Source organism: Hyphomonas sp. GM-8P, assembly GCF_003263315.1.
GTDB lineage: Bacteria > Pseudomonadota > Alphaproteobacteria > Caulobacterales > Hyphomonadaceae > Hyphomonas.
On the sequence record NZ_AWFE01000065.1, the window covers coordinates 1 to 26,696 of the forward strand.

Annotated in this window: 24 protein-coding genes; 12 read left to right on the top strand and 12 right to left on the bottom strand. The window is 60.8% G+C overall.

Going from position 1 to position 26,696, the window contains the following annotated elements; genetic code table 11:
• Nucleotides 1-97 precede the first annotated feature (97 nt).
• Nucleotides 98-1,096 (top strand): AAA family ATPase, encoded by a 999-nt coding sequence (locus HY26_RS08255; protein WP_112073362.1) that lies wholly within the window; start codon nucleotides 98-100, stop codon nucleotides 1,094-1,096.
• A 12-nt stretch (nucleotides 1,097-1,108) separates the two neighbouring features.
• A complete protein-coding gene (locus HY26_RS08260) occupies nucleotides 1,109-3,598 on the top strand; it encodes a S8 family peptidase (RefSeq protein ID WP_112073363.1) in 2,490 nt (829 codons plus the stop codon).
• Nucleotides 3,599-3,788: 190 nt separating this feature from the next.
• Here HY26_RS08260 and HY26_RS08265 read toward each other — a convergent pair whose 3' ends face one another.
• The 7 genes from HY26_RS08265 to HY26_RS08295 form a co-directional block, all read right to left on the bottom strand.
• Nucleotides 3,789-3,989 (bottom strand): hypothetical protein, encoded by a 201-nt coding sequence (locus HY26_RS08265; RefSeq protein WP_112062215.1) that lies wholly within the window; start codon nucleotides 3,987-3,989, stop codon nucleotides 3,789-3,791.
• Nucleotides 3,986-5,122, bottom strand: a complete 1,137-nt coding sequence (locus HY26_RS08270) for a PepSY domain-containing protein (RefSeq protein ID WP_112073394.1) — start codon at nucleotides 5,120-5,122, stop codon at nucleotides 3,986-3,988. Before HY26_RS08270 ends, HY26_RS08265 begins: the two co-directional genes overlap by 4 nt.
• 17 nt (nucleotides 5,123-5,139) lie before the next feature.
• Nucleotides 5,140-7,269 carry a TonB-dependent receptor gene (locus HY26_RS08275; RefSeq protein ID WP_112073393.1) on the bottom strand — a complete coding sequence of 710 codons (2,130 nt, stop codon included), beginning with the start codon at nucleotides 7,267-7,269 and terminating at the stop codon, nucleotides 5,140-5,142.
• Nucleotides 7,270-7,478: 209 nt separating this feature from the next.
• A complete protein-coding gene (gene merA, locus HY26_RS08280; protein WP_035578271.1) occupies nucleotides 7,479-8,909 on the bottom strand; it encodes a mercury(II) reductase in 1,431 nt (476 codons plus the stop codon).
• A 1-nt stretch (nucleotide 8,910) separates the two neighbouring features.
• Entirely contained in the window at nucleotides 8,911-9,087 is a 177-nt protein-coding gene (locus HY26_RS08285; RefSeq protein WP_112062212.1) for a mercury resistance system transport protein MerF, read from the bottom strand.
• Between the two features lie 66 nt (nucleotides 9,088-9,153).
• Nucleotides 9,154-9,486, bottom strand: a complete 333-nt coding sequence (locus HY26_RS08290; protein ID WP_035578274.1) for a heavy-metal-associated domain-containing protein — start codon at nucleotides 9,484-9,486, stop codon at nucleotides 9,154-9,156.
• Nucleotides 9,487-9,509: 23 nt separating this feature from the next.
• Nucleotides 9,510-9,878 (bottom strand): mercuric transporter MerT family protein, encoded by a 369-nt coding sequence (locus HY26_RS08295; protein WP_035578848.1) that lies wholly within the window; start codon nucleotides 9,876-9,878, stop codon nucleotides 9,510-9,512.
• A 107-nt stretch (nucleotides 9,879-9,985) separates the two neighbouring features.
• On the opposite strand from HY26_RS08295, the gene HY26_RS08300 reads away from it, so the two are divergent.
• Both HY26_RS08300 and HY26_RS19400 read left to right on the top strand, forming a co-directional pair.
• On the top strand, nucleotides 9,986-10,399 hold the full coding sequence (locus HY26_RS08300) for a helix-turn-helix domain-containing protein (RefSeq protein ID WP_035578277.1): 414 nt from the start codon (nucleotides 9,986-9,988) through the stop codon (nucleotides 10,397-10,399).
• On the top strand, nucleotides 10,396-10,605 hold the full coding sequence (locus tag HY26_RS19400) for a hypothetical protein (RefSeq protein WP_370453439.1): 210 nt from the start codon (nucleotides 10,396-10,398) through the stop codon (nucleotides 10,603-10,605). The genes HY26_RS08300 and HY26_RS19400 overlap by 4 nt, the downstream gene beginning before the upstream one ends.
• Here HY26_RS19400 and HY26_RS08310 read toward each other — a convergent pair.
• Both HY26_RS08310 and HY26_RS19405 read right to left on the bottom strand, forming a co-directional pair.
• A complete protein-coding gene (locus HY26_RS08310) occupies nucleotides 10,540-11,328 on the bottom strand; it encodes a TylF/MycF/NovP-related O-methyltransferase (protein ID WP_112073364.1) in 789 nt (262 codons plus the stop codon). The two genes, HY26_RS19400 and HY26_RS08310, sit on opposite strands and share 66 nt — an antisense overlap.
• Before the next feature lie 5 nt (nucleotides 11,329-11,333).
• Complete coding sequence (locus tag HY26_RS19405; RefSeq protein ID WP_370453440.1) at nucleotides 11,334-11,798, bottom strand: heavy-metal-associated domain-containing protein; 465 nt, start codon at nucleotides 11,796-11,798, stop codon at nucleotides 11,334-11,336.
• Here HY26_RS19405 and HY26_RS08320 point away from each other — a divergent pair.
• Together HY26_RS08320 and HY26_RS08325 are read left to right on the top strand one after the other, a co-directional pair.
• Nucleotides 11,776-14,061, top strand: a complete 2,286-nt coding sequence (locus HY26_RS08320) for a heavy metal translocating P-type ATPase (protein WP_112073366.1) — start codon at nucleotides 11,776-11,778, stop codon at nucleotides 14,059-14,061. The genes HY26_RS19405 and HY26_RS08320 overlap by 23 nt on opposite strands.
• A gap of 68 nt (nucleotides 14,062-14,129) precedes the next feature.
• Entirely contained in the window at nucleotides 14,130-14,390 is a 261-nt protein-coding gene (locus tag HY26_RS08325) for a glutaredoxin (RefSeq protein WP_034767370.1), read from the top strand.
• A 35-nt stretch (nucleotides 14,391-14,425) separates the two neighbouring features.
• Here HY26_RS08325 and cueR read toward each other — a convergent pair whose 3' ends face one another.
• Nucleotides 14,426-14,881, bottom strand: a complete 456-nt coding sequence (cueR, locus tag HY26_RS08330; RefSeq protein ID WP_034767368.1) for a Cu(I)-responsive transcriptional regulator — start codon at nucleotides 14,879-14,881, stop codon at nucleotides 14,426-14,428.
• A gap of 174 nt (nucleotides 14,882-15,055) precedes the next feature.
• Here cueR and HY26_RS08335 point away from each other — a divergent pair, with 174 nt between their 5' ends.
• Both HY26_RS08335 and HY26_RS08340 read left to right on the top strand, forming a co-directional pair.
• Nucleotides 15,056-16,042 carry an efflux RND transporter periplasmic adaptor subunit gene (locus HY26_RS08335; RefSeq protein ID WP_255567031.1) on the top strand — a complete coding sequence of 329 codons (987 nt, stop codon included), beginning with the start codon at nucleotides 15,056-15,058 and terminating at the stop codon, nucleotides 16,040-16,042.
• Nucleotides 16,043-16,054: 12 nt separating this feature from the next.
• Complete coding sequence (locus HY26_RS08340; RefSeq protein ID WP_112073368.1) at nucleotides 16,055-19,174, top strand: efflux RND transporter permease subunit; 3,120 nt, start codon at nucleotides 16,055-16,057, stop codon at nucleotides 19,172-19,174.
• Between the two features lie 156 nt (nucleotides 19,175-19,330).
• Here HY26_RS08340 and HY26_RS08345 read toward each other — a convergent pair whose 3' ends face one another.
• Together HY26_RS08345 and HY26_RS08350 are read right to left on the bottom strand one after the other, a co-directional pair.
• On the bottom strand, nucleotides 19,331-20,032 hold the full coding sequence (locus HY26_RS08345) for a GntR family transcriptional regulator (protein WP_112073369.1): 702 nt from the start codon (nucleotides 20,030-20,032) through the stop codon (nucleotides 19,331-19,333).
• Nucleotides 20,029-21,393 (bottom strand): formimidoylglutamate deiminase, encoded by a 1,365-nt coding sequence (locus HY26_RS08350; protein ID WP_112073370.1) that lies wholly within the window; start codon nucleotides 21,391-21,393, stop codon nucleotides 20,029-20,031. Before HY26_RS08350 ends, HY26_RS08345 begins: the two co-directional genes overlap by 4 nt.
• A 70-nt stretch (nucleotides 21,394-21,463) precedes the next feature.
• Here HY26_RS08350 and hutI point away from each other — a divergent pair, with 70 nt between their 5' ends.
• Genes hutI through hutU form a run of 4 tightly spaced genes read left to right on the top strand, consistent with a single transcriptional unit; the run spans nucleotide 21,464 to nucleotide 26,652 of the window.
• Nucleotides 21,464-22,660: an imidazolonepropionase gene (gene hutI, locus HY26_RS08355; protein ID WP_112073371.1), complete on the top strand. Its 1,197-nt coding sequence runs from the start codon at nucleotides 21,464-21,466 to the stop codon at nucleotides 22,658-22,660.
• Entirely contained in the window at nucleotides 22,657-24,195 is a 1,539-nt protein-coding gene (gene hutH / locus HY26_RS08360; RefSeq protein WP_112073372.1) for a histidine ammonia-lyase, read from the top strand. Before hutI ends, hutH begins: the two co-directional genes overlap by 4 nt.
• Entirely contained in the window at nucleotides 24,192-24,995 is an 804-nt protein-coding gene (gene hutG / locus HY26_RS08365) for an N-formylglutamate deformylase (protein WP_112073373.1), read from the top strand. The genes hutH and hutG overlap by 4 nt, the downstream gene beginning before the upstream one ends.
• Nucleotides 24,988-26,652 carry a urocanate hydratase gene (gene hutU / locus HY26_RS08370; RefSeq protein ID WP_112073374.1) on the top strand — a complete coding sequence of 555 codons (1,665 nt, stop codon included), beginning with the start codon at nucleotides 24,988-24,990 and terminating at the stop codon, nucleotides 26,650-26,652. The genes hutG and hutU overlap by 8 nt, the downstream gene beginning before the upstream one ends.
• The last annotated feature ends 44 nt before the right edge of the window (nucleotides 26,653-26,696 follow it).

Sequence of the window (26,696 nt, forward strand, 5' to 3'; positions counted from 1 at the left end):
TATTCAGAAACAAAAACAAGGCAAAGAAGGGCGGGTATACCAATTCTTAGGGCAATCAACTAAACGTTGCCCGAGAGGCGAGCGATACGGAACCGGGATGTCCAACACGAAACAAATTCTGGCGATGCTGAAGAGCAAGGCGGCTGGGGATGATGAGCAATTCTACTCCATCGCCCTGCAAGTCGCCGCTGCAGAAGCGCGCCGCGGACATCGATCCACTGCCGAAGAGCTCCGCAGTGCCGTCGACCAGGCACGAAGCACGAAATCACGCGGGGCTGCCGTCCCGATACAGTTCTCACAGCCGCGCGGCGAACTTGAAGCCCTGATCGATCTTCGCGAACCGAAGCTGAAACTCAAGGACGTCGTGCTTCACGACGGCGTGCGGGAGAAACTCGAAGACCTCATCCGCCAGCAAAGGAAGCGGGACTGGCTGCGGGAACACGGAAAAACGCCAAATCGCTGCGTGCTGTTTATTGGTCCTCCGGGATCCGGAAAGACGATGTCAGCTGAAGCGCTCGCGGGCGAGCTTCATCTGCCCTTGTTCGTGATCCGCCTGGAATCCCTGATCACGAGGTTCATGGGCGAGACGGCCGCCAAGCTCCGCCTGGTTTTCGATGAGACCCTGAAGCGCCGCGGCGTCTACCTGTTCGACGAGTTCGACGCGATCGGCGGTCAGCGGGCGGCAACCAATGATGTTGCCGAAATGCGCCGTGTACTGAATTCATTCCTGCAGCTGATGGAGGAACCGAATGCCACGGACAGCGTGCTCCTCGGTGCGACCAACCATTCGGAAATCCTGGACCGAGCCTTGTTGCGCCGGTTTGACCTCGTCCTGCAATTTGACCCGCCTTCCGACGACCAGATCAGGGACCTGATCTCGAAGAATTTGCGCCCACTGAAATTCCCGAGGCTCGGCTGGCAGAAAATCATCAAGGCGGCCCATGGCCTTAGCCAGTCTGAAATCGTGAGAGCCGCAGAAGACGCTGTGAAATGCGCCATCCTGGACGAGCGGGACACGCTGAAGACGGATGATGTGCTTCGCTACCTGGATGGCCGAAGGGAAATGCGGGAAGTCTTTTCGCAGGCGGCGAAATAGGGTTGATCCGCAATGCCTGAATTCGACAAGCCGCATATCGACATCAGCGCGCGTGTAAACAGAACCCAGTACCAGGCCCCAAGACAGAATATCGGAGCGGGCGGCGCGCCCCGGATCCGTGCCGAACACGGTGCCATGATTGCGGCGCAATTCGAGGCAGCCTTCAGGGACGCCGATGAAAACCGCCCGGAAGACGACCGTGTCGGTGCGGCTGAGGGCGTCTATATCGAGGTCGATCTCAGGAGAGGCAGCAATCCCGAAAAAGTGCTGCAGCGGAAGCGGGACGGCGTCCTGCCAGGGGCGGCAAAACCGCAGGAAAATGGCGACCTCCGGATCGCCCTCTATGTTCCCGATGAGGCACGGCCGGTCCTCGAGGAAATCGTTCGCGATTACCGCGAAGGCAATCTTAACAACAATGGCGCGGCGCCCAACCATAAAAAGATTGAACCGATCGAGGCCATTCGCCGGGCGCGCTTAGAGACCTTCTGGACGGACAATGCGGAGGCCATGCCGCAGGGAGCCCAGGACACAATCTGGTGGGAGACCTGGTGCTTCCCCGGCATGGACAACCGGGTCGCAGACGCAGCTGGCAGGCTCGGTTGCCTGATTGCCGAGGCGCATTACTGGCTGAGCTTTCCGGAAGCCGTCGTCATCCCGGTCAAAACCACGCGCGCGACGATTGAACTCCTCCTGTTCGCGACAGCGGGCGTTTCGGAACTCAGGCGGGCTAGCACGACGCCCGCTTTTTTCCTGGACCAGGACGCGGAAGAACAATTGGCATGGACTGAAGACCTGGCGGAGCGCGTACGCTGGCCGGCGGGCGACGCGCCCGCCGTCTGCCTGCTGGATACGGGTGTCAACCGGGCCCATATGCTCATTGAGCCGTCTCTCTCGGCCGGCGACCTCCTGATGATCAATCCGGATTGGGGCGGCGATGATCATCACGGGCACGGGACCGGCATGGCCGGACTGGCGCTGTTCGGAGACCTCACACCCAGGCTCGAAGATGCGGGCGAGATTGACCTGTCGCACCGCCTGGAGTCGGTCAAGATCCTTCCCCCGAATGGCTTTCCCGCAAACCAGCCGGAATCATATGGTTCCATTACGCAGTCCGGCGTCGCCATCAGCGAGATCAATAATTCCGAGCGCGACCGCTTCTTCTGCCTGGCCGTCACCAATGAGAATGTATCGGGGGCGCGGGCCACGACCTGGAGCGCCGCCATCGACCAGGCGGCCATCGGAAAGATGGCTGGCGACGAGAACGATGCACCTCGCCGGTTGTTTGTGATCTCTGCGGGGAATGCACCGCCTGAAATCGAGCCTGCCAATATTCTGGATGCCGATGAGCTGCCTGTCGAGGATCCGGCCCAGGCATGGAACGCCCTGACGGTCGGGGGTTACACGAACAAGACAGCTATCGGTGACGTGGGGTATGAGGACTGGACGCCGCTCAAGGCAGCCGGAGATATCAGCCCGTTCACGCGGACTTCGGTGACCTGGCCTCAGGGGCGGGCACCGATCAAGCCCGACATCGTGATGGAGGCCGGAAACAGGGCGTCGAGCCCATTGGGGACCGAAGTCCTGAGCCTCGATTCGCTTGCCCCCCTTTCTACCGGAGATGACGTGGCAACGCACCCACTGGTGCCATTTGCCGCGACGAGCGCTGCGGCTGCCCAGGCCGCGCGGCTTGCGGCGCAGATAGGCGCTGCCCATTCCGGTCTCTGGCCCGAAACAATTCGCGCACTCATTGTCCATAGTGCCGAATGGACCCCGCACATGAAAGCACAGTTGCAGGCGGCCAATGGGAAAACGGCCCGGTATCCTCTCCTGAGGCGGTTTGGACACGGGGTCCCGGATTTTGCGCGCGCCTCTGCGTCCGCCAACAACCACCTGGCGCTGATTGCAGAGAATGAAATTCAACCATTTCGAATGGTCAGGGATGAAAACGGGAAGAAGCACAAGAAGTTCGGCGATTGCCACTATTACAAGCTGCCCTGGCCGACAGATGTCCTTGAAGGACTGGGCGAGCAGGATGTGCGGCTCAAGCTCACGTTGTCATACTTCATCGAGCCAAATCCGGGCCGGTTCGCCGCGATCGACCCACAGCGATACCAGTCTTTCGGCCTGAGGTTCGATCTGAAGCGCCGTGCGGAGACCGAACAGAATTTCGTGGAGCGTGTGAATGCCCTGGAGCGGGACGATCCATTAGCCGGCGGACCCGATGGGGGTGACAATTCCGGCTGGACGTTCGGATCCAACAGCATGTCTTCCGGGTCCCTGCATTGCGACGAATGGGTCGGTCCGGCCGTCCAGCTTGCCGCGCGGAATGTCGTCTGTGTAAAGCCGGTCATGGGCTGGTGGAGAGATTCCGCGAAGAATTGCAGCAGGACGGGACGCTATGCGCTGGTCGTTACGCTGAGTGCGCCAGATGTGGAAGTTGATCTCCACACACCGATCCGGACCAGCGTTGAAGCGGGTATTGGCATTGAGATCGCCGTGTAGCCGAGCGGGTGTCTTCCTGCGTTGTCTGATGCGTGAAAACAAATTCCGGCCGGTCCGGCAACTGACTTGTTGCCCTTTTGGAGCACCACGGCGTTGAAGCCGCGGCGAGGCCCGGGCGCAACACCAGAGGGGATCATGCAAATCACCAATGCGTTCAAACGCGCGCTATTCAGCGCCGCGGAACTCTCGCTCAGTTGCGTTTCCCGAACATGGCCCATGCGAGCGCCAGAATGCCGGAGCCGGCTGCCAGTCCGAACAGGGTATCCAGTCCGCCATCCAGCAGGAGCGCTGCAACCAGGCCCGTGAGGCTAACCACAAAGAGCGCGGCCGGCACGGCGAACATGGCGGCAAGGCCGCGCTGCCGCTCCCTGTTTGAACCCCGCCCGGTCATGCGGAGCCTGCGCCGGATGCATGAGACATGGTCGTCCTGCGGCGCGGCGATTCCCGCTTGGTGAGCCAGAGATAGAGCCCGCTTGCCAGAACGATGATCGTGACGAGGTCGAGGACCAGCCAGACGAGCTTCAGGAGCAGGCCGCCATAATCCCCGAAATGCAATGGCCGGGAAAGGGAGAGGGCCTTTGTATACCAGGGCATCTGCCGGAGCCCGGTGACCTCGCTCGTGCCGGCATGGATCAGAACAGGCGTGATGATGTTCTCCGTCAGGGGCGTGTCACCATGAAGGAACACGGCATAGTGCGCGCCTGTCGAAAAGCCGCTGCCGGGAAAGGCCACAAACTGAAGTTCCATATCCGGTGCCAGTCTGACCGCTTCCCGGACGGCATCATCAAGTGAGGCACGCGGTCCTGCAAGAAAAGCCGCTTCATTGCCGGCAACAAGGTCAGCCAGTTCATTCGTGCGCCACGTATCTATAATGGGTGTTTCGAGTGTGTTGATGACACCCGTAATGCCCACGACCAGGACCCAGGCGAGCGTCACGATGCCGAGGAGATTGTGGTAGTCGAGCCATTTGAGGCGCGGGGACTGGCGCCGGCGGACCGTGCCGAAATCGAGCTTGCGCATGAAGGGCGCATAAAGGACGACGCCCGAGATGATCGCGGCAACGAAAAGGCATCCCATTGCGCCAAGGAACAGCATGCCCGGCAATCCGAGGAACATGTCCGTATGCAGCTGGAGAATGAATTCCATGACGCTCTCGCCACGGTCTGCGGGCGGCACGAGATCACCGCTCGTCAAATCGAAGGAGGCAAAATGCATGTCAGGCCCCGGCGCGTCTGCGGCGGGGCCTGTGGTGACGTTCACGACCGGCCGGTCAATGTCGAAACTCATGAAGATTGGCACTTCGCCCGGGCGGTGTTCGAGCGAGATGTCGAGGATTTCGTCAAGCGTCAGGTGCGCCCCACCGGGGTGTGCCGGCTGCCAGCTCTCCGGATTGAGCGCGCTGTCGATCTCGTCATGGAAGATGAGCGGCAGCCCGGTCAGGCAGAGCATGAGCAGGAACAGGGTCGAGATGAGGCTTGTCCATTTATGGACCCAGCTCCACGCCCTGATTGTTCCTGCCTGCATCATCTTGCGCCGGGTTCCTAGAAGTCGATCGAAGCCGAGACGCTGAACGTCCGGGGATTGCCAAGGATCAGATAGTTCGCCCCCGGGAAGCCCCCTGTCGAAGCCCAGTAGGATTCATCGGTGAGGTTTTCGACCCGCGCCCGCAGGGTGACGGGGCGGTCGGAAATATCGAGCGTGTAGCGGGCGCCGATATCGAGACGCGTCCAGCTGTCGAGCTCGGTCGTATTGGCCGTGTTCACATATTGCTCGCCTGTATAGACAATCCGTCCGTCGAGGGTCAGTCCGTCGATTGCTGCGACATCCCATTCCGCGTTGAGATTGGCCTGGATCTCGGGCACGCCGATCGGGGTGTTGCCCTGGTCGAGGGCGCCTTGCGTCTTTGCGAGCTCAGAATCAAGGAAGGTTGCGCCACCGATCAGGCGCAGACCTTCCACAGGTTCTCCGAAGAGGGTGAGCTCCAGGCCCGTATTTTCCTGCTTGCCGGATGCAGAAAACACTTGGGCCGCAACAATCGCATTGGGGCGGGTCAGGTGAAATATTGCGGCCGTAGCGCCAAAATCGCCGCCATCATATTTGACACCGGCTTCGACCTGTTCACCGGTGAAGGGTTCGAGCACCTCGCCGGCATTGAGGATGGTCACGCCGCCGCTGGTCGCCGGAGCGATCTGGCCCGGCTGAAGGCTTTCGGCATAATTGGCGTAGAGGGAGACCTCGCCCGTCGCCTTGTAGACGAGACCGAAGGCCGGGGTGATCTTGTCGTCTTCATATCCGGAGAGTTTCGCGCCGGTATTATAGTCAAAGCTCGCCGTGTCGATCTCCTGCTGGCGCAGGCCGACCGTCGCGAGAAGTCGGCCGTCGATGAAGGACAATGTGTCGGCAATAGCAAAAGAAGTGTTGGTGACTTCTTCGGTTTTCAGCGGACTGGCGAGATTGCCGCCGATAAAGAAATCCGCCGCCGGGGCGGCCACGTCGATTGGATTATAAAGATCAGTCGCAAAAGGAGAGAAGAAGCTGGAAAAGGCGTAGGCATTCTTCGATTCCAGGCTGACAGAAGAGGCCGATGCGACGACACGGTGGCCGACCGGGCCGGTGCGGAATTCAGCACTGATGCCGGTATCGAAGGAGATGACATCATCCTCGCGCGTATTGTCGAAGCGGTAGGCGGTCAGGCTTCCGTCTCCGGCCGCGCTCGGGTTGGCGAGCACGTTTGCTTCTTCGCCATTGCGGGCACCGGCGCCCAGCCAGACGGTGACAGCCTCATTGAAATCAAATTCGCCGCGCACCACGCCGAAGAGCTGTTTCTCGTCGGTATAGGTCCAGGGCTGGGCGAAATTCGCGTCACTGTCAGGCGCTGCAGGCACGCCCGCGAGCGGGGTCACCTGCGGACGGGGCGCATCGATCCGGTTGTCCTGGTAGCCGATGTCTGCGGAGAAACGGAACCGTTCGCCGGCATAGTCCGTTCCGAGCGAAAACACCGACAAGGCGCGGTCCTGGTCCTCGACAGCCGTCTCGCCATCGCGGAGCACGGCATTGAAGCGGACACCCCATTCCTGTGCCGGACCGAACCGGTCCCCGATATCCAGTACGCCATAGGCCTGGCCGGAAGTTTCATAGCCGAGGGTTGCCCGGCGTACGCCATCAGCCGGCGCGCGCTTGGGGACCAGGTTGATGGTTCCGCCGACACCGCTTCCGCCCGGCGCGGCGCCGTTGATGAAGGCGTTTGCGCCCCGGAAGACTTCGACCCGCTCAAGCAGCTCGGCCGCGACAAACTGGCGGGGCAGGATGCCATAGACGCCGTTCAGCGTTATGTCGTCGGAATAGACGGGAAATCCGCGCAGGACATAGACTTCCTGGAAGTTTCCGAATCCCTTGGCCACACGAACCACCGGGTCGTTCTGCAGGACATCGCCGACGCTGTCGGATTGCTGGGTGAGGATCAGGTCCGATGTATAGGCCGTGCCAGAGAACGGTGCATCCAGGAAGTCGAGATTACCGAGCAGGCCCGCCCGTCCGCCCCGCGCCACCTGGCCGCCCGCATATTCACGTGTCAGCTCGACCTGGGAGGAATCCTTGACGATGACCGTGTCGAGGACGCGTTCTTCCTCGCCGGGGGGAGGTGTCTGGGCGAGGGTGCAGGGGGCGGCCATACCGGCGGTCAGTCCGGCAGCGAGAAACAGGCGGGTTGAAGTCTTCAAGGTTCTGTCCTTGTTGAGAATGATTATCAATCATGCGTGTAACTGCAAGTCATTCTCATAACAAGCGGCAAGTTGCCACGCCGCTGCATTTTGGACTGGTTCCGTGCCCAAAGGGGCGGCGGGCAATTTTCCATCTGTTCGGGAGGGGTGGTCAGGTGTGATCAACCTGCACAACACGAGAGCTTTGCAACATCCTTGTCGAAGGTTTGTGCCGCTAGCTTCAGCCCTTCGACCGTTGTCAGGTAGGGAAAAATGGTTTCGCCGAGTGCCTTGGTGGTCATGCCGAATTTGAGCGCCATGGCCAGTGTCTGGATGCTGTCCGCGCCCTCCGGTGCGAGTATCTGGCCGCCGAGTAGGCGGTCGGTGCTGGCGTCGGCCACCAGCTTGATCAGCCCCCGCGTGTCGCGGGCAGCCAGCGCTCGTGGTACGGCATCAAGCAGCAGGACGGAGGTCTTGACCGTATGACCGGCAGCCTTCGCCGCCGCTTCGGTCAGGCCCACGCCCGCCACCTGCGGGTCGGTGAACACGACCCACGGCATGGCGCTATTGTCGTAGGCGAGACTGTCGCCATTGAGCGCATTGAGGGCGGCGAGTTTGGCCCCATAGGCCGCCATGTAGACGAATTGGTCGCGGTCGGTCACGTCACCGGCGGCGTAGACGCCGGACATCGACGTGCGCATCCGGTCATCGATGACGATGGCGCCGCGACTGTCCTGTTCGATGCCGGCGTCGGCGAGGCCCAGCGCTTCGGTATTGGGCGTGCGCCCTGTCGCGACCAGCAGCCGCTCGGCCTTCAGCTCGATCAGTCTGCCCTCTTCCCTGACGCAGACGGTTACACCCGTCTCATCTTCACGGCAGGCATCATAGGCGATGCCGCAATGGAGGGTGATGCCCTCGTTGCGGAACACTTCCGCCAGGGCTGCTGAAACTTCCGGCTCGATCTGCGGCAATAACCGGGAGCGGCAGACCACCGTCACCCTGACACCCATGCGGGCCATCATCTGCGCGAGCTCGGCCCCTATATAACCGCCACCGATGACGATCAGACTTTCGGGCAGGTCTTCCAGTTCCAGAAGCGTTGTGCTCGTCAGGTAGTGCACGCTATCGATTCCGGGAATCGGCGTCACGGCGGGCCGCCCGCCCGTGGCGATGATGGTCTTGCCGGCGGCGATGGCGGTGCCATTCACGATGACACCCGCCCCGTTTAGTCGGGCCTCACCTTCCAGATAGGCGACGGTGTCGTATTCGGGCAGGAGATTCGCGTATTTCTTCTGCCTGAGCGTCGAGACAAGGTCATCCTTGGCGGCGCTCAGGCGCCGCCAGTCGTTCACTTGCGCTTCGCCCGTCAGACCCGGGAAGCGATCAGCTGCGCGAGCACCATGTAGTGCCTCGGCGGCCCGGATCATGGTCTTGGACGGCACGCAGCCGACATTGACGCAAGTGCCGCCAATGGTCCCATGGCCGATCAGCGCCACGTTTGCGCCTTGTTCGGCGGCCGTGATGGCGGCGGAGAAGCCCGCCGAGCCAGCGCCAATAACGGCGACGTCGAAGGTCGTTTTCGATGATTTGGTCGGGGCGCAGCAGTCCGCCATGTCAGTCTCTTTCCTTGTTTGTCTGAATGCTCATACCGCAACAGGCCGCCGCGCGGTTCCGCCGCCACAAGGCGTAGTCTGTCAGGCCGAGGAAGACGGCGAGCCCGCGCAGCAGCACGTAGTCCAGCCCATCGACCCAGGCCGACAGGCCGGGCGTACCGAGGGCAATGACCAGCACGGGCGGCGCGCAGCATACGGCAGCGAACGGTGCCGGTCTTCAGGATCGTGCCGTCCTTCGTCTGGCTCAGCCTTTAACCGAGGCCGGATAACCCGCATTGGTGGAGGCCGCGGCAACGGCGTCCGCATTCGTCACCGCCGGATCGAAGATAACCGTCGCCGTCTTGGCGTCGAAATTCACCGCCACCGATGTGACGCCCGCAACGCCTTCCATCGCTTTCTTCACCGTGACGGGGCACAAGGCGCAGGTCATGTTCTGGATGACGAAGGTCCGGGTCTGGGCGGATGCCACCTGTTGAGAAGCGGACTGCGCGACGGCCGGGGTCACAGCGGGTGCGATTGCCCAGCCGAGTCCACTGAGTGCCAGCAGGGCAGCGGCGAGGATAAGGGGTCGTTTCATAACGGTTGCTCCTGTGTTCGGGTTCAATAGAAAAGCGGCGCCCACCAGCTGATGGTCAGCGCGAGCAGGACGATGACAGTGGAAAGCCAAAGCGCAGTTTTGGCGATGACGGCCGACTGCGGCTTGGCGCAGTAGCTGCCCTCCACGCAGGCGGGCTTGGCCTTGAAGTAGACCTGCCGGAAGCCGAGGCCGATGAAGATGAGCGCAATGCCTGTGAAATACGGCTTGTAGGGCTCAAGGGCGGTCAGGTTGCCGATCCACGCCCCTGAAATCCCGAGCGTGACGAACAGCAGCGGCACCACGCAGCAGGTCGAGGCCAGAATGGCGCCGATCACGCCGCCTGCCGCAAAGAGTTTCCGCTTCCGGTCGTCCGCGCCGTCCACGGCCTGCATTGGCTGGGTTTCTGCTTCGGTTGGGCTCATACGCCATCATCCTCGATTTCGTTCTCACCTTGTGATAAGGTCTGTAGTAACTACAGACTCAAAGGATTTATGACGTTATGGGCGATCACGTTTCCGGGAAGGGATTGAAGCGCGCGGACCTGGCGCGGCGGACGGGCTGCAATCTGGAAACCATCCGTTACTACGAAAAGATCGGCATCATGCCGGAGCCGCCGCGCACCGCGTCCCGCTATCGCGTCTATGACGAGCGGCACGTCGCCCGCTTGCGCTTCATCCTGCGTGGCCGGGAACTCGGCTTTTCCCTCGACGAGCTGCGCGAATTGCTGCGTCTCGTTGATCGGGGCACCCAGACCTGCGCGGAAGTCAAAACCATGACGGAGCAGCATCTTGCGGAGGTGCGGACCAAGATCGCAGATCTCAAGCAAATCGAGAAGGTGCTTGCCGCCACGGCAGCACAGTGCTCGGGCGGAGAGGTGCCGGAGTGCCCCGTGCTGGAGACGCTGGCATCGTGATCTCTACGGTCGCGGTATACATCGGTGCGGCTATCGCCGAGATCGGCGGTTGCTTTGCGTTCTGGGCGTATTTCCGTCTTGGCCGCAGTATATTTTGGTTCGTCCCCGGAATTGTCAGCCTGATGGTATCAGCCTTCCTGTTAATCCGTATCGACGGCGACTATGCGGGCACGCGGACTGTACGATGCACTACGCGTCACCATTAAATGACCCGCAGAACTGTCAAACTCAAACCCGTCCCGGCCAATACGATCAAAATATTCGTCGGTCGCTTTGCGGCATCCTGACCAGTCGAAATAGGCATGCAGGACAACCGCGCCGCCAAGAATCAGGTGAGGTACAATCCGTTCGAGGGCGGTGCTGACTGGTTTGTACCAATCAACGTCAATGTGAGCGAGGGCGATAGGCTCGGATACAACGAGAGTCTCTGAGATATCGCCCTTTATTAGGGTGACCGAATTAGAAGTTGTAGGATACCCATAACGAACAAAATTTGATTCTACGACCGCTTTTAGATCGTCTTCGTACAGATAGTATTGGCTGCCACCAATGCCTGTTGCGCTACCAGAGGCAATTTCTTGGTAACGGGCTTTCATATCGGCTCCGTCCTTTTCTGAGGGCGGCGGAATCATATCGAACATGTCATAGACATGCATCGGGCGTTCTGTTGCTTTGGCTGCGCACATGAGGATCGCCGACCCTCCGCGGGCGCAGCCTGCTTCTATTATCAGCGCATTGGTATTCGATGTTTTTCTCACTTGAGCTAGCAGTTGATACAATTGCGGGTCCGTTGTGTACGAAATGTTTTCGGCGCGTATTTGCCCCCAAGCATCCCGTATCCGTTTCGGAAATGCAAACCGGCGTAGCCGTTCTCGCGCATTCGAGATACGCCAGCGAATGCCTTTATTCACTCGTGAGAGAAAGCGCATATTTGTCACCCCTCTCTGTTAGCAGGATAACCTGCTGCTGCAAGCGCTGCCTCAATGCCTGCTCGCGGCGCAGATGTCCCGACCTCGACCGTGTGGTGCTCGGGGTCTGCATGGACCGTTGCACCGGGGTCAACTGAGTGGATCGCCCGGGTCACGGTCCGGACGCAGCCGGAGCAGGTCATGTTTTCGATGTGCAATTGCATTCTGCCCTCCTTTTCATGTGTGGCAGTCAGAGAGATGGTCTCTCCCAGCGTTGGAGGGTCAAGTGTGCCAGAGATTAAATCTTCCGCGCGCCCATCTGAACGACCGGAAATTACCGGTCTTTGCCGGCAGGTTTCTAAAAGGGAAGAAAGCCTTACTGAATTTTCGGAACAGCAGCGCTTGACCCTCCCATGATGGGAGATCCCATATCCTGGCGCATCAGACTGAATTCGAAGGAATCCTGCCATGACTGCGCACCCCGGACCCATTCCTTTTGCCCTCTCGCTTCCGATTGAGGGGATGAGCTGCGCCTCCTGCGTGGGACGCGTGGAGCGTGCTCTGAAAGCGGTCCCTGGCGTAACCGGTGCGTCTGTCAATCTCGCCACCGAACGCGCGACGATCACGGGCCGCGCCGACATTGCGGACCTGGTCACGGCTGTCAGCGAGGCAGGTTATCAGGCCCATGCGGTAGATCCGGGCCGTCATGCATCGGCCGGGGCCGATCTGCGCAAGGAACAGGAACGCCGCGTCCTGGTCCGCGACCTGCTGCTGGCGGCCGGCCTTACATTGCCGGTTTTCGGGCTCGAAATGGGAAGCCATCTCATTCCGGGATTTCATGAGCTGATCGCATCGACCATCGGCATGACTGCGAGCTGGCTTCTCCAGTTCGTGCTGACAACGCTTGTTCTGGTCATCCCCGGGGCAAGGTTCTACCGGAAGGGCATACCCGCGCTCCTGCGTGGGGCACCTGATATGAACAGTCTTGTCGCGGTGGGCACGCTTGCAGCCTATACTTATTCCCTGGTCGCGACATTCGCCCCGGCCCTGTTGCCGGAGGGCGCTGTCAACGTCTATTACGAGGCGGCGGCTGTCATCATTACCCTGATCATTCTCGGACGCGTGCTCGAAGCCCGGGCCAAGGGCAGGACCTCGGAGGCGATTCAGCGTCTCATTGGCCTGCGGCCGAAGACAGCCCGTGTGCGGCGCGGCGCCGCCCTTGCCGAGATCGACGTTGCGAATGTCATTGAAGGCGACATTGTCGAGGTCCGGCCGGGCGAGCGCATTCCGGTGGATGGCGAGGTCATCGAGGGTGAAAGCTGGATCGATGAGAGCATGATCACCGGCGAACCGCTGCCGGTCGCGAAAGCAATCGGTGTGGCCGTCACAGGCGGCACGATCAACCAGACGGGCGCCTTTGCCTTCCGCGCCACTGCGGTCGGCAGCGATACGATGCTCTCGCAGATCATCCGGATGGTCGAGGAGGCGCAGGGATCGAAACTGCCAATCCAGGGGCTCGTGGACCGGATCACCATGTGGTTCGTACCGGTCGTGATGATACTGGCCGCTCTGACGTTCGGAGTGTGGTTCCTGTTCGGGCCGGACCCGGCCCTGACATTCGGCCTGGTCAACGCCGTGGCGGTCCTGATCATCGCCTGTCCCTGCGCGATGGGGCTCGCGACGCCAACCTCGATCATGGTGGGAACGGGACGGGGCGCAGAACTCGGCGTCCTGTTCCGCAAGGGCGATGCGCTCCAGGCCCTGCAGGATGCCCGCGTCGTTGCGCTGGACAAGACCGGCACCCTGACGGAAGGACGGCCGCGCCTGACCGACCTGGTGACCGTTCCCGGTTACGAACGGGACGAAGTCCTTGCCCGGGTCGCCGCTGTCGAGGCGAAGTCCGAACACCCGGTCGCCCGCGCGATCGTTGCGGCGGCTGAGGCTGAAGGCCTGGTCCTGCCCGAGGTTCGCGATTTCGGAAGCGTCACCGGCTTTGGCGTGAGCGCGGTGGCGGGCGGCGATCTTGTTCAGATCGGGGCCGATCGGTTCATGGCGCAGCTTGGCCATGACCTGGAAGCCCTGAGCGGCACGGCCGAACGTCTCGCCGGTGAAGGAAAATCCCCGATCTATGCGGCCGTCGGTGGCAGGCTTGCTGCCATCATCGCCGTGGCGGATCCGGTCAAGGAGACGACGCCGGAGGCCATCGCCGCCCTGCATCGCCTGGGGCTGAAGGTGGCGATGATCACGGGAGACAACCGGCGCACAGCCGAGGCGATTGCCCGGCCTCTGGGGATCGATGAGGTGATTGCGGAAGTGTTGCCGGACGGCAAGGTGGCTGCGGTCCGGCGCCTGAAGGAGATCGGTCCGGTCGCCTTTGTCGGAGATGGTATCAATGATGCGCCGGCGCTGGCGGAGGCGGATGTCGGCCTGGCGATCGGCACCGGCACGGACGTGGCGATCGAGGCGGCGGATGTGGTCCTCATGTCTGGCAACCTGAAAGCGGTGCCGAACGCGATTGCGCTCAGCCGGGCCACCATGCGGAACATCCGCCAGAATCTCTTCTGGGCCTTTGCCTACAATGCGGCCCTCATCCCGGTTGCCGCCGGTGTGCTCTGGCCGGTGTCGGGGGTTCTGCTCTCTCCAGTCTTTGCGGCCGGCGCGATGGCGCTTTCCTCTGTCTTCGTGCTCGGCAATGCACTGAGGCTGCGCCGCTTCGCGGCCCCAATGACCGAGCGCGCCGGTCCGGCGACCTGATCCCTGCCGCAGGTCCGGCTACGCCGGGCCTCCCGGCCCTTTTCTTCATCTGACCAGGGAGTGCTTAAATGAAAGCGGCGGTCACCATCTATTCGACGCCAACCTGCCCGGATTGCCGCAGCCTGAAGTCATGGCTGAAGCGGGAGGGCATCGCCTATACCGAACGGGACCTGACTGATGAGGCGGTCATGGAAGACGCGCGCCGGCGTTTCGGCGTCCGCATTGCCCCCATCACCGAGATCGGCGACTGGTTTGCCTATGGGACGTTCGAGGATCAGAAGCCTCGCATCGAAGCGAAGCTGCGGGAGATGGGACTCTGGCCGGGGTGAGCGCGGTGCCCGGCTGCCGGGAGCGCCCGCCGGGCCTACCTCGCTGAGGCAAATCCCTTCCGGGACCGCTTTTTGCGCGGGGTGCGGGGCGCCGGAGCATCGCTGTCCGCGCCGAGGCTGGTCAGGATCGGACAGTCCGGGCGGTCATCCCCATGGCAGTTCCGCGCCAGATGGTTCAGTGTGGCGATCATCTCATCAAGTTCACGCCGGCGCTGTTCGAGTTCGCTGACATGGGCAAGCGCCAGCGATTTCACGTCCGCGCTTGCCCGGCTGCCGTTTTCCCAGAGATCGAGCAGCGCGCCGATCTGTTTGACCTGGAAACCGAGATCGCGGGCGCGCCGCACGAAGCGGAGCGTTGCAATATTCTTGTCTGAATAGATGCGGTAGCCCGATTCTGTCCGTTGCGCGGGCTGGACGAGGCCGATCTCTTCATAGTAGCGCAGCATCTTGACGGAAATGCCGGTGGCTTTCGAGGCTTCGCCAATATTCATGGCCTGGCTCCTTTCCTGGTCTGACGCATTCCTTCTAAACCTTCCCATTGCTGGAGGGTCAAGAGCTGGCTCATCACAACCCGGATCGGGATGCCCATGTAAGTCGGCAGGCTTCGTTTACGGGGCATCTCCGGATAATTTCCACCCGATCCGACAACTGACTTGTTGATCCTGTTGAGCCGCGCGGACTTCACGGTCGCGGCCGGACTCACGGTCAATTCCAGAGGGGATCATGCAAATCAAGGAATCTTTCAAACGCGCGCTACTCAGCGCAGCGGCACTTTCATTCGCGCCAGTTCTGGCTCCGTATACAGCATTTGCGGATCCGCAATCCGAAGAACAGGTCAGTCAGTTCGCCATCCCTTCGCAGGGTATGGGAGATGCGTTGCGTCTGTTCAGCAGGCAGAGCGTCTTTTCCAGCAGAAAATTACCGCGAAGGCTGATGTGCAGTCAGCCAGGGCCGCTTTCGCAGCGGCCAATGCCCAACGGGAGGCTGCTGAGAACAGGTTGCATGCTGTCGGTATCGGACATGAAGTTCTGGACCGTCTTGACGGTGCGAAGGACGGTGCGCTGTCGCAAGCCTATGTGACGTCGCCGATCGCCGGAAAAATCATCCGCCGCACGGTTTCGCTGGGCGAAACCGTTTCGGCTGGAGGCGAGCCGATGTTTGTTGTCATCGACGATAGCGTCGTCTGGGCCGACATTGCTGTGTACAAGGATGACCTTGGTAAGGTTGATGCGGGTCTGGCAGTTTCGCTCCGGCGGGAAACCGGCGAAAGTCTGGCCGAAGGGACCATTGCGACTGTGCTGCCGATCATTGACGAGACATCACGGACGGCGACGGCCCGGGTTATCGTCGACAATGCTGATCATCGCCTGAAGCCCGGCCAGTTTCTTACCGCACATATCGAAACAGGCGGGTCTGAGACATCCGTCCGGGTTCCGTCTGGCGCGATTGTCGAGGTCGAGGGCAGGCAATCTGTCTTTGTGCCAACAGACGACGGCTTCAAGCCCACAGAAGTGATGGCAGGCGGAAGCGCGAATGGATTCACGCAGGTTCTTTCCGGCCTCGAAGCCGGCGATGCACTCGTGACAGACGGGGCCTTCACCCTCAAGGCCCAGCTCGAAAAAGACGCCTTTGGCGACGGCCACGCGCACTAGGAGACGGTAGAAATGTTCAATCTCATGCACCGCCTTGCCGGTGGCCAGCTGCTTGCGGTCATTGCGGTTATTGCCCTTGCAATCGGCGGACTGTTCGCGTTCCGGAGCCTTCCGGTCGATGCGTTCCCCGATCCCTCGCCGTCACTGGTTCAGGTATTCACCGAGACCGAAGGTCTTTCCCCCGAAGAAGTGGAGCGGTATGTCACCTATCCGATTGAAACGGCCATGTCCGGACTTCCCAAGGTTGAGGAAATCCGTTCGACTTCGAACTTCGGGCTTTCCGTCGTCAACATCTATTTTGAAGACGGCACCGATGTCTATTTCGCCCGGCAGGTCGTCGGCGAGCGTCTCGGCGAAGCGGCAGACGCCATCCCGCAAGGGTTCGGGACTCCGATAATGGGGCCCATCTCAACCGGTCTCGGAATCATCATGTATTACCGCCTTGTCGATGAGACGGGCGAACGATCGCTCGTCGAACTGCGAGAGATTGCGGACTGGATGATCAAGTACCCCCTTCAGTCTGTGGAGGGGGTGACCGAAGTGCTCTCGCTCGGCGGATTTGAGAAACAATACCAGGTGCGCCTCGATCCGGACCAGCTGACCTCCTACCATCTGGGTGTTGCAGACGTGATCGACGCCCTTGAAGCGGCTAACCGGACGGCGGGGGCTCAATTCATCGAAGTCGGCGCTGAACAATACACCGTCCGCGGTGTTGGCCTGGCGAGAACACTAGACGATCTTCGCGACACGCCGGTCAGAACCATTGATGGACGCACCATCCGCGTCCGCGACCTTGGTGAAGTAGAAATTGGCGGCGGCGTCCGGCAAGGTCTTGCAACAGCCAATGGAGAAGGCGAGGCGGTCGCCGGTCTTGTGCTAAAGCTCTATGGGTCGAATACGTCAGACGTCATCGAGAACGCGAAGTCGCGTTTTGAAGAAATCAACGCCTCGCTTCCCGATGGTGTGAAGGCGATCCCCTATTATGATCAGGGCACGCTTGTCCAGAAAGCGGTGGCAACGGTTACGACCGCGCTCTGGCAGGGGGCCTTGCTTGTCGCAATCATCGTGTTTGCGTTTCTCGGTGGATGGCGGCCGAGCCTAGTTGTGGTTTTGTCGGTCCCGTTCTCGGTCGGGTTTGCCTTCATCGCGATGAACGCACTTGGCATCGGCGCGAACCTCATGACGCTCGGCGGAGTTGTCATCGCGATTGGCATGATGGTCGATGGGGCAATCGTGATCGCTGAGAATGTCGATCGGGGATTCAGGGAACGATCAGAGGGCGAGGATGCGCGCACGACGGTCGCGCGGGCCAGTACGGAAGTGATCGCGCCCTTGATCGCGGCGGTGGCTGTTGTCATCATCGTGTTCCTGCCGCTCTTTTCGCTGCAGGGAACCGAAGGCAAGACGTTCCGGCCCCTGGCAGCGTCAGCTGCGCTCGCCATGACCGGTTCGCTGATCTATGCGGCGCTGATTGCGCCTGCCATGGCGCTTGGCCTGATGCGTCCATCGGGCAAGACAGAGACCGCTGAGAAAGGCCGGTTGACGCGGTTCATGAAGCCACTCGCAGCCTTTTTTGTTCGCCGACGGATGGCTGCAATCTGCCTTGCAGGACTGTTACTTCTGGCTGGCGGTCTTGCAGCGACGCGGCTTGGGTCGGAGTTCACGCCGGCGCTTGAGGAAGGCGATGTCCTGCTGCGGGTCACAATGGCGCCGTCAATTTCACTGACGGAAGCCAAGGCCATTTCAACCCGCATCGAAAGTCGGCTGCTGCGTTCCTTTCCGGAAATCGACTCGATTGTCAGCCGTATCGGGCGCGGAGAAGTCGGTGCCCATGCCGACCCTGTCAACAGTATCGAGGCCTTTGTGGCCCTGAAGCCCAGAGAGGACTGGCGGGACGGTATGAGCCCAGATGACCTTCGGGCTGCAATCTCTGACAGCCTCGGTTCCTTCCCGGGTATCCGGGCCAATGTCGGCCAGCCGATTGCGATGTCTGTGGACGAATTGCTGACCGGCACCAAGGCGCAGCTCGCGGTCAAGATCTTCGGGCCGGACACCATTGTCCTGCTGGAAAGTTCACAAGAACTGCAGTCCATCCTTCAGGATGTTCCGGGTGCAAGTGACGTCCAGGCCGACCAGATCACCGGCGCGCCGCAGCTTGTCGTGTCACTCAACCGGACAGCGCTCGGCCGGTATGGTCTCAGCATCGAAGAGGCGCTGGATGCCCTTCAGTCAGGCGTTGGCGGCGCGGAGGCAGGTGCGGTCTTCGAAGGTGTACGCCAGTTCCCGGTGGTCGTTCGCTTTGCAGAGGAGGACCGCAACACACCGGCGGCGATCGGGCGGATCATTCTGGAATCGGAGAGCGGTGCACGCATTCCGCTGGAGAGTGTCGCCGACATTCGCGAGATTGTCGGGCCACGGCAGATCACGCGCGAGAATGGCGAGCGGTTCATCACTGTCCAGCTGAATGTCCGGGGCCGGGATATCGGCAGCTATGTCAGCGAAGCACAGGAGGATGTCGGGGCGGAACTCGATCTACCTGCGGGCTACCGGGTTGAGTGGGGCGGTCAGTTTGAACTGCAGCAGGAGGCCAATCAGCGCTTTGCGGTCGTGATCCCGATCACGCTCGCTATCGTGTTCCTTATCCTGTTGCTGACCTTCGGCCGAATGAAATCTGCCATTCTGATCTTGCTCAACATCCCGCTCGCCCTGACAGGCGGCACGATGGCGCTCTGGGTCAGCGGCTTGCCTGTGTCAGTGCCAGCGACAGTCGGATTCATTGCCTTGTTCGGGATCGCGCTTGGCAACGGTATGGTGCTTGTCAGTTTCATGGACGATTTTGCCAGGGCTGGCCGGAATCTGGATGAACTGGCCATCGAGGCAGCTGGACTGAGAGCCCGGCCTGTCCTCATGACGGCCCTGACCACGGCGCTCGGCCTTGCGCCCTTGCTTTTCGCGACTGGCGTTGGCGCCGAGGTTCAACGTCCACTTGCCACGGTTGTCATGGGAGGGCTTGTCTCTTCGACCGTGCTGACATTGCTTGTTTTGCCAGCACTTCACCGCTGGTTCTCGCCGAAACCGGACGCGCACCATTCCATGTTGGAAACTACACACGCGCATCCACTTCGAGGATGAGCGCTTACCGCTTGGTTTCCGGCCATGTCTGTGCCTGAATCACGGCATGGGCATGGCTGACGAGCACTGATGCATTCTCCAATAAAGTGTTTGAACTCCTGTGAAAGGCCGGTGAAATGAAGGACGGGGCGGCAGAATTGTCCCCCGAATACCAACCTACAGGACAGTTTCGATCTGATAGCCCGGAGCAAAGATCAGCCGGACGGAGGTAATCGCCTCCTGCTTGTTGCGGGTCGTGCGGTCAATGACAAACAATGCTTCGCCTTCCTTGCAGGAAAGCAATCCCGCTTCTGTCTTGCCGGCTGACATGGCGGAAAACATGATTTCACCTTCCGTAAACGGAACATGTGTAACGAGCCACTCGTTCGGGCTGATTTCGTTGAAGATCGATATTTCCTTCGCCGAAACCCATTTCGGGTTCAGCCAGCGATCTTCGATCACATAGGGGCGGCCGTCAGCTGTATGTATGCAGACGATATGTTGAGCGCGGGCGCGCCTGCCGAATTCCATGATATTGCTGACTTCCGTAGGTGGAAGGACTCTTTCAGAGCAGATCAGTTCATAGCCGTATTCATGTCCCTTATCTGCTATTTCCTGGCGTATGACGGGAATGTACATGGTCGCCTTGCGGACCGGGTGTGTCGCAACACGGGTGCCGGCCTTGCGGCGCCGGTCCAGCAGGCCTTCATCCGCCAGATTCTGCAGGGCGCGGTTCACTGTTGCCCGGGCGCAACCAAACTCCTGGGCAAGATCCGCCTCGTTCGGGATGAGGTCGCCGGGTTTCCATTGCCGCGAATGAATTCGGGCCAACACTTCCTCCTGGACTGACTGCCAGCTATTGAACGGCGGGTCTGTCATAACGCGTCCCTGAGTTCACTCATCGTCCTGCGATATTTCTCCAAGATCATGTCCCGGCCGACGTGGCGACCTTCTCTGACAAGGTGGCGTCCGGCGGACCAGACATCCGTAACAAGACCATCATCGCCGGCGAAAACATAGCTATCCAGAAGCGTGTCGCCTTCAAGCCCAGCCAGGCAGATGCTGTCAATGTCAAGCGCGAAAAGGTCTGCCAGAGCGCCTTCCTCTATCCGGCCGCTGTTGCGTCCGGCGGCCGTTGCGCCGCCTTTCGAAATAGCTTCGAAGACTGTTCGCCCCGTTGAATGGCCGGACCGCGACAACACGGCGCGGGCATGGTCTCTCAGGCGCTGGGAGTATTCCAGGGCCCTCAATTCTTCTGCCAGAGAGATGCGAATGTTTGAATCCGAACCGATTGCAATTGGCCCGTCATGTTCGAGCCAGGTGTCTGCCTGAAATATCCCATCTCCGAGATTGGCCTCGGTAGAGGGGCAGACGCCTGCGACGGCCCCTGAGCCCGCCAGACGGATGGTTTCAGTTTTCTCCATCCGGGTGCAGTGAATGAGACACCATCTGGGGCCGGCATTGCAATTGTCCAGGAACCAGGTGACCGGACGGGTACCATAGCGTTCCAGGACTTCGTCAACTTCTTCCTGCTGCTCCGCCAGGTGCATGTGGACCGGGCCGGAAGGCAGGAGCTGTTCGACCCGTGCTATGTCATTGTCAGCAACAGCCCGCAGGCTGTGAGGGGCTACGCCCAGCCTGCAATCCGCCGGAAGACTTCCCAAGGCGCCCTGTGCCTTTTCGACAAGCCGTGCGAACCGGTCGAAAGTGTTGCCAAATCTGACCTGGCCTCGATCAAGGGGGCGCTTATCGCATCCTCCGTACTGGTAGAGCACAGGGAGCAGCGTAAGGCCGATGCCACTTGTCGTGGCCGCTGCCGCGATCCGTTCGGAAGTTTCCGCGAGGTTTTCGTATGGCGTCCCGTCAGGTTGGTGATGGAGATAGTGGAATTCGACACTTGCTGCATAACCAGCTTCGAGCATTTCCATCTGAACAAATGCTGCGATGTCTTCGATGTGACGAGGTGCCAGGCGTTCCAGGAACCGGAACATCAGTTTGCGCCACGTCCAGAAATTGTCCTTTCCATCAGGTCCGCGACCCTCGGTAAGTCCGGCCATGGTACGCTGGAAAGCATGCGAATGAACGTTGGCCGGGGAGGAGAGAAGCAGGCCGGTCCGGGTGCCTTCCGGGGGGTGCCCTGAGCGTACGGACAGGATGGTGCCCTCCGGGCTCGTTTCCACGCGGACCGCATCGGACCACCCATCCGACAGGAGCGCTTTTTTCGCCCAGATGACCGTCATTACATCTTTCCTAGTCTAATAATATGTATATACATATGCAGCAGACCGTACCCTCAGGCAACAGGAAATCATGTTACTGACGCACGCAAAGCTCGCGACGTTTGAAGGAAATGAGCCGTACGGACTCGTTCCGGATGGGGCCGTCTGGATGAAAGACGGGCGGTTGCGTTGGGTCGGAACGTGCGCGGATATTCCTGAAGCTGCCCGGAACGACGAGCGCCTGGATCTGGAAGGGCGCCTTGTTACGTCAGGCCTTGTGGATTGCCATACCCATATCGTTCACGCAGGAAACCGGTCCGCCGAATTCGAGGCGCGTCTGAACGGGGCATCCTATGAGGAAATTTCCCGGTCCGGAGGCGGCATCGTCTCGACCGTGGAGGCGACCCGGGCTGCAAGCGAGGAGGATCTTCTGAGATCGGCCCTGTTGCGTGTGGACGCCCTGATTGCGGAAGGGGTGACAACGCTCGAGATCAAGTCCGGTTACGGGCTGGACATAGAGACCGAGATGAAGATGCTTCGCGTGGCGCGGCAGGTGGAAAAGGTGCGGCCCCTCCGGGTCCGTACAACTTTCCTCGGAGCCCATACGCTGCCTCGCGAATATGCGGGGCGCCCGGACGATTACCTTTCGGATGTCTGCCTTCCGGCAATGGAAGGCGCAAAGGCCGAGGGTCTGGCCGATGCGGTGGATGGGTTCTGCGAGACCATTGCCTTTTCGCCGCAAGACATCCGGACCGTGTTCGAAAAAGCTCGGACGCTCGGCTTGCCCGTGAAGCTGCACGCCGAGCAATTGTCCTGGTTGGGCGGCGCACGCATTGCCGCGGAATATGCCGCGCTCTCGTGTGATCATCTGGAATATGCAACGCCGGAAGATGCCGAGGCGATGCAGCGTCATGGGAGCATAGCGGTCCTGCTTCCGGGCGCATTTTACTTCCTCCAGGAAACGCGGCCGCCGCCCGTATCGGCATTCCGCGAAAATGACGTCCCCATGGCGATTGCGACGGACTGCAATCCGGGTTCCTCACCGATGACCTCGATTCTGAGCGCGATGAACATGGCCTGCGTCCTGTTTCGTCTGACGCCTGAAGAAGCGCTGCGCGGCGTCACCCGGAATGGCGCGATGGCGCTTGGCCTGGAGGATGTCGGGCGCATGCATGCAGGGCAGTCTGCAGATCTCGCGGTCTGGGATGTGGATCATCCTGCGGAACTGTCCTGCCGGATCGGTTTCAATCCATTGTACAAGCGCATTTTTTGCGGAGAGGTCACATGATTGTCCTGGAACCTGGCGCCACGGGTCTGGCGGCGCTGGAAAATATCTGGCGCTCGGACGTGCCTGTCAGGCTGGCTGAGCGGGCCCGCAAGGATGTCGACCGGGCCGCAGACGTGGTCGCGCGGGCAGCTGAAGGCGAGCAGGCGATTTATGGTGTGAACACCGGCTTTGGAAAACTTGCCAGCATCAAGATTGCACCGGCCGACACGGCCAGGCTGCAGCGCAACCTTGTCCTGTCCCATTGCTGTGGTGTTGGTGACCCGCTGGAGCCTGCCACCGTGAGGCTCATGATGGTGCTGAAACTCCTGTCGATCGGCCGCGGTGCGTCTGGTGTATCCTGGCAGGTCGCGGTGCTGATCGAGAGAATGGTCAGCGAAGGCGTCCTGCCCATCATCCCCGAGCAGGGCTCTGTCGGGGCATCTGGTGATCTGGCGCCGCTGGCGCATATGGCGGCGGCGATGATGGGAGAGGGGGAAGTCTTCTTTCAGGGGCGCCGGATGCCGGCCAGGGTGGGCCTGGAGGCAGCGGGCCTGTCGCCCGTGGAATTCGGTGCCAAGGAAGGCCTGGGCCTGATCAATGGAACGCAGTTTTCAACGGCCTGCGCGCTTGCGGGATTGTTCGATGCCAAACGGAACCTGCTGCAATCCCTTGTTTCCTCCGCGCTCTCGACAGATGCGGTCATGGGGTCGACAGCGCCATTCCTTGCGGAAATACACGAGTTGCGGGGCCATCCCGGACAAAAGCGCGTTGCGCGGGCGATCCGTGACATCATTGAGGGGTCGGAAATCCGGGACAGCCATCGCGAAGGGGATGGACGAGTCCAGGATCCCTATTGCATCCGATGCCAGCCGCAGGTGACTGGCGCCGCGCTGGACCTTCTCGATATGGCGGGACGGACGCTGGAGATCGAAGCCAACGCCGTATCCGACAATCCGCTTGTCCTGGTCGAGCGGAACGAAATCGTTTCGGGCGGAAACTTCCATGCCGAACCGGTCGCGTTCGCGGCGGACATGATCGCATTGGCGATCGCCGAAATCGGCGCCATCGCGCAGCGGCGGATCGCAGTCATGGTCGACCCGGCCCTGTCCTTCCACTTGCCGCCATTCCTGACCCGGGCTCCCGGGCTGAATTCCGGCATGATGATCGCCGAGGTCACGTCAGCAGCTCTCATGAGCGAAAACAAGCACATCGCAAATCCGTGTTCGACCGATTCCACGCCCACTTCCGCAAACCAGGAGGACCACGTGTCCATGGCGGCCCATGGCGCGCGCCGGCTTGGCAGGATGAACCGGAATCTCAGCATGATCCTGTCGGTGGAATTTCTTTGCGCGGCGCAAAGCGTGGAGTTTCGCGAACCGCTGAGGACCAGCCCCGCATTGAGGGATGTTCTCGCTGCAATCCGGGCGAGGGTTCCGAGACTGGACGAAGACCGGTTTCTGGCGCCGGATCTTGCAGAAATGAATACCCTTGTGCGGGACGCAGCCCTGTCGCGGGCAGCAGGACTGCCCGAAAGTGTCGACGGGGTTGCTGCATGAGACCCGTCGATATCAAGTCCAGAGAGGGCGCGATCGTCCTTGGCGTTCCGCACAGCGGGACATACCTGCCGCCCGATATTTACGCAAACCTGCGGCCGCCGGCCCGTTCCCTTGCCGATACCGATTGGCATGCGGACAGGCTGTATGCTGATTTATTGCCGGATGCGACCGTCGTCAGGGCAAACTTTCACAGATACCTGATCGACGCGAACAGGGATCCGGACGGAAGCCCGCTCTATGACGGCGCGAACACGACCGACCTTGTTCCGATGACGGATTTTGACGGGAACGCAATCTGGGCGGAGGCGCCCGGGCGCACAGATATCGAAGCCCGTCTTGCAGCCTGGCACCATCCCTATCATGCCGCGCTGGCCGGGGAACTGGAGCGGGTGCATCGCAAGCATGGTCTCGCCGTCCTGGTGGACTGTCACTCGATCCGATCCCGGATCCCTTTCCTGTTCGATGGGGTGCTTCCGGACATCAATCTTGGTACCAATCTCGGAACTTCGTGCGACGAGCGCATTGCGGAAGCCGCCGTGAACGCGTGCCGGAACGGGGGGGATTACACATTTGTTCGCGACGGGCGGTTCCGAGGGGGGTGGACAACCCGCTATTATGGCCGCCCCGGCAATGGGGTCCATGCGATCCAGATCGAACTGGCCCAGGCAAACTATCTCGCAAGCGAGTGTGTGCCATTTGAATATGACTCTGCCAAGGCGGAACGCCTGCGCAGTCATCTGAGAGGGATACTCAGAGCCATTGAAGATGCAACGACCGAAATGGGACAAAGCCATGAATAATAACCGGCACAATCAACGCGATGTATTTCCGCCCACGGGAAAGGAGATCACCGCAAGAAGCTGGCAGACGGAAGCACCAATGCGCATGCTGATGAACAATCTTCATCCCGATGTGGCAGAAAACCCGCACGAACTTGTCGTCTATGGCGGGATTGGGCGGGCTGCCCGGACATGGAAGGATTTTGACCGCATTGTCGAGACGCTCCAGCGTCTTGAAGGCAATGAAACGCTCCTTGTTCAGTCCGGCAAGCCTGTCGGCGTTTTTCGGACGCATGAGGACGCACCGCGCGTCTTGATCGCGAATTCGAACCTGGTGCCCCACTGGGCCAATTGGGATCATTTCAACGAACTGGACCGAAAGGGGCTGGCCATGTACGGCCAGATGACGGCTGGCTCGTGGATCTATATCGGGTCCCAGGGGATCATACAGGGTACGTACGAAACCTTCATGGAGGCGGGCCGCCAGCATTACGACGGCGAGCTGTCGGGACGCTGGATCCTGACGGGCGGTCTTGGAGGCATGGGGGGCGCCCAACCCCTGGCCGCGGTCATGGCGGGCGCCTCTTGCCTGGCTGTGGAATGCGATGAGACGCGTGTCGATTTTCGCCTGAGAACGGGGTATGTCGACCACAAGACTCATTCGCTCGATGAGGCGCTCGACCTGATTGCGAAATGGACAGCGGCCGATGAAGCGAAGTCGGTCGGCCTGATTGGTAACGCCGCCGACATATTCCAGGAAATATTCGACCGCGGTGTCCGGCCGGACATGGTAACCGATCAGACCAGCGCGCATGATCCGGTTCATGGCTATCTGCCGCAGGGATGGAGTGTTGCCGAGTGGCGTGAACGTCAGGAAAGCGACCCGAAGGCCGTCGAACTTGCCGCACGTGCGAGTATGAAGGCACATGTGGAGGCCATGGTGAATTTCTGGGATGCCGGTGTCCCGACGTTCGACTATGGCAACAATATCCGGCAGGTCGCAAAGGAAGAGGGGCTTTCCACTGCATTCGACTTCCCCGGATTTGTACCTGCCTATATCCGGCCTCTCTTCTGCCGTGGCATCGGGCCCTTCCGCTGGTGCGCCCTGTCGGGGGATCCGGAAGATATCTACAAGACCGACGCGAAAGTTCGGGAACTTGTCAATGATCCGCACCTGCACAACTGGCTCGACATGGCGCGAAGCCGCATTTCGTTCCAGGGGCTGCCAGCGCGGATCTGCTGGGTCGGGCTTGGGGTCAGGCACAGACTAGGTCTTGCCTTCAACGAGATGGTGCGAAAGGGAGAATTGTCCGCCCCCATCGTTATCGGCCGCGACCATCTGGATTCCGGCTCTGTCGCGTCACCGAACCGGGAAACGGAAGGCATGCGGGATGGATCGGATGCTGTATCCGACTGGCCGCTTCTGAATGCGCTCCTCAATACCGCATCCGGGGCGACCTGGGTCTCGCTGCATCATGGCGGCGGTGTGGGCATGGGCTTTTCGCAACATGCGGGCATGGTGGTCTGTTGCGACGGCACGGAAAGCGCCGACCGGCGGATTGCCCGCGTCCTGTGGAACGACCCGGCGACCGGCGTGATGCGTCATGCCGATGCCGGTTACCAGTCCGCCCTCGACTGCGCGCGCGAGTATGAGCTGGACCTTCCTGGCATCCTGTAGGCAATCACTCTTGGCGGCCAGGTCGGGAAGCGGCATGCAAGGAG

What these genes read in the sequence shown, in the direction of transcription:
- hutG (WP_112073373.1), top strand. Translation starts at nt 24,192, where the DNA reads ATGAGACCCGTCGATATCAAGTCCAGAGAGGGCGCGATCGTCCTTGGC.
- HY26_RS08260 (WP_112073363.1), top strand. Translation starts at nt 1,109, where the DNA reads ATGCCTGAATTCGACAAGCCGCATATCGACATCAGCGCGCGTGTAAAC.
- HY26_RS08275 (WP_112073393.1), bottom strand. Translation starts at nt 7,269, where the DNA reads ATGGCCGCCCCCTGCACCCTCGCCCAGACACCTCCCCCCGGCGAGGAA.
- cueR (WP_034767368.1), bottom strand. Translation starts at nt 14,881, where the DNA reads ATGAATATTGGCGAAGCCTCGAAAGCCACCGGCATTTCCGTCAAGATG.
- HY26_RS08310 (WP_112073364.1), bottom strand. Translation starts at nt 11,328, where the DNA reads ATGCGCTTTCTCTCACGAGTGAATAAAGGCATTCGCTGGCGTATCTCG.
- HY26_RS08300 (WP_035578277.1), top strand. Translation starts at nt 9,986, where the DNA reads ATGGGCGATCACGTTTCCGGGAAGGGATTGAAGCGCGCGGACCTGGCG.
- HY26_RS08325 (WP_034767370.1), top strand. Translation starts at nt 14,130, where the DNA reads ATGAAAGCGGCGGTCACCATCTATTCGACGCCAACCTGCCCGGATTGC.
- hutI (WP_112073371.1), top strand. Translation starts at nt 21,464, where the DNA reads ATGTTACTGACGCACGCAAAGCTCGCGACGTTTGAAGGAAATGAGCCG.
- HY26_RS08340 (WP_112073368.1), top strand. Translation starts at nt 16,055, where the DNA reads ATGTTCAATCTCATGCACCGCCTTGCCGGTGGCCAGCTGCTTGCGGTC.
- HY26_RS08270 (WP_112073394.1), bottom strand. Translation starts at nt 5,122, where the DNA reads ATGCAGGCAGGAACAATCAGGGCGTGGAGCTGGGTCCATAAATGGACA.
- hutH (WP_112073372.1), top strand. Translation starts at nt 22,657, where the DNA reads ATGATTGTCCTGGAACCTGGCGCCACGGGTCTGGCGGCGCTGGAAAAT.
- HY26_RS08345 (WP_112073369.1), bottom strand. Translation starts at nt 20,032, where the DNA reads ATGACAGACCCGCCGTTCAATAGCTGGCAGTCAGTCCAGGAGGAAGTG.
- hutU (WP_112073374.1), top strand. Translation starts at nt 24,988, where the DNA reads ATGAATAATAACCGGCACAATCAACGCGATGTATTTCCGCCCACGGGA.
- HY26_RS08350 (WP_112073370.1), bottom strand. Translation starts at nt 21,393, where the DNA reads ATGACGGTCATCTGGGCGAAAAAAGCGCTCCTGTCGGATGGGTGGTCC.
- HY26_RS19405 (WP_370453440.1), bottom strand. Translation starts at nt 11,798, where the DNA reads ATGGGTCCGGGGTGCGCAGTCATGGCAGGATTCCTTCGAATTCAGTCT.
- HY26_RS08265 (WP_112062215.1), bottom strand. Translation starts at nt 3,989, where the DNA reads ATGACCGGGCGGGGTTCAAACAGGGAGCGGCAGCGCGGCCTTGCCGCC.
- HY26_RS08290 (WP_035578274.1), bottom strand. Translation starts at nt 9,486, where the DNA reads ATGAAACGACCCCTTATCCTCGCCGCTGCCCTGCTGGCACTCAGTGGA.
- HY26_RS08255 (WP_112073362.1), top strand. Translation starts at nt 98, where the DNA reads ATGTCCAACACGAAACAAATTCTGGCGATGCTGAAGAGCAAGGCGGCT.
- HY26_RS08295 (WP_035578848.1), bottom strand. Translation starts at nt 9,878, where the DNA reads ATGCAGGCCGTGGACGGCGCGGACGACCGGAAGCGGAAACTCTTTGCG.
- merA (WP_035578271.1), bottom strand. Translation starts at nt 8,909, where the DNA reads ATGGCGGACTGCTGCGCCCCGACCAAATCATCGAAAACGACCTTCGAC.
- HY26_RS08320 (WP_112073366.1), top strand. Translation starts at nt 11,776, where the DNA reads ATGACTGCGCACCCCGGACCCATTCCTTTTGCCCTCTCGCTTCCGATT.